Origin of the sequence: Sandarakinorhabdus sp. (assembly GCF_040398645.1) — a bacterium.
GTDB lineage: Bacteria > Pseudomonadota > Alphaproteobacteria > Sphingomonadales > Sphingomonadaceae > Sandarakinorhabdus.
Genome location: NZ_JBBATR010000025.1, coordinates 29405 through 32984, shown reverse-complemented (window position 1 = coordinate 32984; position 3580 = coordinate 29405). Strand labels below are relative to the sequence as shown.

General features: G+C 67.3%; 4 protein-coding genes. All 4 read right to left on the bottom strand.

The annotated features are described in order from the left end of the window. A partial coding sequence (locus tag ABWP50_RS07820; RefSeq protein WP_353217437.1) for a heparinase II/III domain-containing protein occupies positions 1 to 1211 on the bottom strand: 1211 nt, incomplete at its 3' end. Beyond that, the gene (rpe, locus tag ABWP50_RS07815; protein WP_353217436.1) at positions 1211 to 1891 is read right to left on the bottom strand and encodes a ribulose-phosphate 3-epimerase; all 681 of its coding nucleotides are present in this window, start codon (positions 1889 to 1891) and stop codon (positions 1211 to 1213) included. The genes ABWP50_RS07820 and rpe, both read right to left, overlap by 1 nt. A 96-nt stretch (positions 1892 to 1987) precedes the next feature. Continuing rightward, positions 1988 to 3220 carry a peroxiredoxin family protein gene (locus ABWP50_RS07810; RefSeq protein ID WP_353217435.1) on the bottom strand — a complete coding sequence of 411 codons (1233 nt, stop codon included), beginning with the start codon at positions 3218 to 3220 and terminating at the stop codon, positions 1988 to 1990. Positions 3221 to 3337: 117 nt separating this feature from the next. After that, positions 3338 to 3580, bottom strand: a 243-nt coding sequence (locus tag ABWP50_RS07805) for a J domain-containing protein (RefSeq protein WP_353217434.1), incomplete at its 5' end; no start/stop codon positions are given.

Sequence of the window (3580 nt, the reverse complement as noted above, 5' to 3'; positions counted from 1 at the left end):
CCGGCCAGCCCGCGCGCGCCGCCGCAATTGGTGATCAGCCGCTCGGTGCCGTCGCTCATTTCAAAGGCCAGCGTGCCGGCATGGCCATGATTTGACAGACGCGCCGCCGGCGGCGGCCCTGCATCAACCACCACCACCGTGCGCCCGGCCGACAGGCGATAATAACCGCTCCAGCGCCCGCCGCGCCGCATTTCAGCACCAGTGGCGGCTCGCCGCGCCACACGGTCAAGCGTGTCGCTGCCGATCACGGCGCCGCCATGCCACGCCCCGATCTGGCCGTCGCCCAGCATCAGCCCGCGCAGCGCGGGCACCAGCCGGGCCAGCGTATCGGCAAAGATCGGCGGCGCGCGCACGCCCACGGCTTCGGGTGCGCCAGCGGTGAACAGCAGCAGATCGGCCAGCGCCATGCCGTCCACCGGCGTGCGGCTGGCAATGCCGCCATCGGGCAGCACCAGCGCCGGCAGCATATGTTGCAGGCCCGCCAGCGCTGTTTCGGCGCGGCCGCTGCCGCCGGGGATCATGGTGCCAGCCGCATAGAGCGCACACAGCGCCTGCGCCCGGCCAAGACCTTCGGGCAGGCCGCGCGCCGCGCGATCAAGATGCCGTGCCCAGGTGGCGATCGCCGACAGCAGCGAAGACCGGTAAATCTGATCGGAGGATGACAAGATCAGCGGCGCATGACCCAGCGCCATCAGCAGCCGCATGCCCATCACATCGGCGCGCCAACCCACCGCATCATATTGGCCATATTGATCGAGCCACCGCTTCACCAGCGCTTCGGCGGCGGCCCCGGCAAGCTTGCGGTCTGGCTGGCAGCTCAGATCGCGCAGCCATTGCCAGCCGTGCACCCAATCCTGCCAGGCCGCGGGTGGGGCGTTGTTGCCAGGGCTGGGGCTGCGAAAATCAATGTCGCGCAGCATCGCGGTGTGGCCGGCATGGATCAGCCGCCCGGCGAGGATGCGTTCGCCATTTTGCAGATTGCCGGGCACCGGATCAACCGGCACCCCCAACAGCTTGAGAGGAAAGCGGCCGCGCAGGCGCAGATTGTGCAGTGGCGTGGCATAAAGCCGGCTGGCCAGCCCGGCGACCAGCTTTTCACCCAGCGAAAGCCCGCGCTCCCCGCCTGACCGGCGCAGCGTGCCGTCTTCATTCTCGGGCGGCGGTGCACCCGCTTGCCGGTCGTTCGGGGATGACGCCGGCGCGCGGGCCATCAGCCAGCGCCGCCCTTCAACGCAGCGATATTGGCCGCATATTGGCCCGCGCCGCCGCGGAAACTGGCGGTGCCGGCCACCAGCACATCGGCGCCAGCAGCAATCACCGTGGCGGCATTGCCCACGTCCACGCCGCCATCAACCTCCAGATGGATGGCGCGGCCGCTGTCGTCGATCATGCGGCGCAGGCGTTCGATCTTGCGCAACTGGCTGGTGATGAAGCTCTGGCCGCCAAAGCCCGGGTTGACGCTCATAACCAGGATCAGATCGATATCGCCCAGCACATCTTCGATCAGGCTGACCGGGCTGGCCGGGTTGAGCGACACGCCGGCTTGCTTGCCCAGGCTCTTGATGCGCTGGATGGTGCGGTGCAGGTGCGGGCCGGCTTCGGGGTGCACGGTCAATATGTCCGCGCCGGCCTCGGCAAACGCCTCCAGCCAGGGATCGGCGGGCGACACCATCAGATGCACATCAAAGGGCAGGCTGCTGTGCGGCCGCAGCGCCTTGACCACCATCGGGCCGATGGTCAGATTGGGCACGAAATGCCCGTCCATCACATCAACATGAATCCAGTCGGCACCGGCGGCACTGATGCTGCGCACCTCTTCGCCCAGCCGGGCGAAATCGGCTGACAATATGGACGGCGCAATGCGCACCGGATGCAGAGGTGTAACGGCCATGGCCTAGCGATAGCAGGCACGGCGCGGCCATGGTAGAGGCCGCGCGGCTGCGCCCTGCGTCAGGTTGTGGATGCTTTGGCGCGCTGGCCCGGCTGCTCAGGCTTTTGAACGCAGCAGGCGCGACACGGTCTCGTCAAATTCCTGCTTGGCCTTCACGCTGAGGGCGCCGGCCGCTGGCCCGGCCCAGCCCAGATGCACTTCCTTCACGCGGCCGTCACGGCCGATGAAGATGGTGGTGGGCCACACTTTTACGGGTGCCAGATCGCCGAGCACCTTCTTGGTATCATCGGCGTTGGGCTGGCCGGCATAGACCATCGGGTAGGGAAGCTTGTACCGGCTCTTGAAACTGCTGATCTGGCGCATGGCGCGGGCTTCGTCGGCGCCATATTCAAATTGCATGCCGATCATTTCGAGGCCGTCCTTCTGCCGGCGCGCGGCATAGGGGCCAAGATATTGCGCCTCGTCGTGGCAATTGGGGCACCAGGCGCCGCCGATGGAAATGACCACCACCTTGCCCTTGTAGCGCGCATCATTTAGGCTGATTATCTGGCCTTCCGGGGTTGGCAGGCGGAACGACAGGCGTTCGCCGCCGGGCTTTTCCACCGCCACGGCGGCCATATCGGCATTTTTCTCGCGGCGGGCCTCCCAGCTGTTGCCGGCCGGGCGGCTGGTGGCGGCAAATTGCGCGCCCTTCAGCGTGTCACCGGCCAGCACACCCGTCCAGAGATTGGTGAAGCTGCCATCGAATGTGGACAGTTTCAGCTGGTTGCCGTTCAGCTCGCCCGACAGATAGCGCATGTCCCCGGTCGGCAGCTGCACCGTGCCGGACACTTGCCCGCCGGTCTGCTTGAGCAGGATCAGGCCTTTCACCTTGTTGTCGCCGTACACCAGGTTCCAGCGCCCGGCGACATTGGCTGCCGGCTTCACGGTGGACGGCGTGAAACGCCAGGCGCCGCGTTCGGCGCGCGCAGGCAGCGTGACGGTGCCAGTGGCGCGCAGCACGGTGGCCGTGCCTGCCAGCTGGCCATTGCTGGCGGCCTTCAGCTCCAGCCGGCTGTTGTAGCTCGGGAACACTAAAGTAATGGTATCGCTGGTGACCTGCACCTGCTCCACCTTCAGCCGCTCGGGCGGGTTGACGATGAAGGCCTGCGGCCCGGCCTTGCTTTCGCGCACATCCAGCGTGAACGGCAGTGGCCCGCCGGGGTGGGCATCGAAACTGACGCGCCATTGCCCGTACAGGCCGGCGGCGTGAACCTGCGCGGCGCCAAGGCCGGCGATCAGGCCGGTTGCGATCCCAGTTGCGATTAAGGTGCGGAATTTGGTCATCATGCCCCCCCGGATAATATGATGCGCCGTGCGCGCAATGCCAGCGCAACTTGGCCGCTGTATAGCTTGGCTTTGTCCTTGTGCCCGAGGACCGGCCGATATGCCAGCGCTCTGCCGCAGCTAGCGCTCTGCCGCAGCCTGCCGGGCGGCGTCGGCGGCTTGCAGCACCGTCCACGCAGCCTGCACCGCGCGAAATCGTTCGGCAGCCTCCGCGCCCGGCCCGGCCACATCGGGATGGCTGGCCTTGGCGGCGGTTCGCCAGGCCGATTTCACGGCATCCATGTCGGCATCGCGGTCCAGGCCCAGCAGTGTCAGCGCATCCATCTCGGCCCGGCTGCGGCTGCCGTCGCCTTCGTCGCCCCA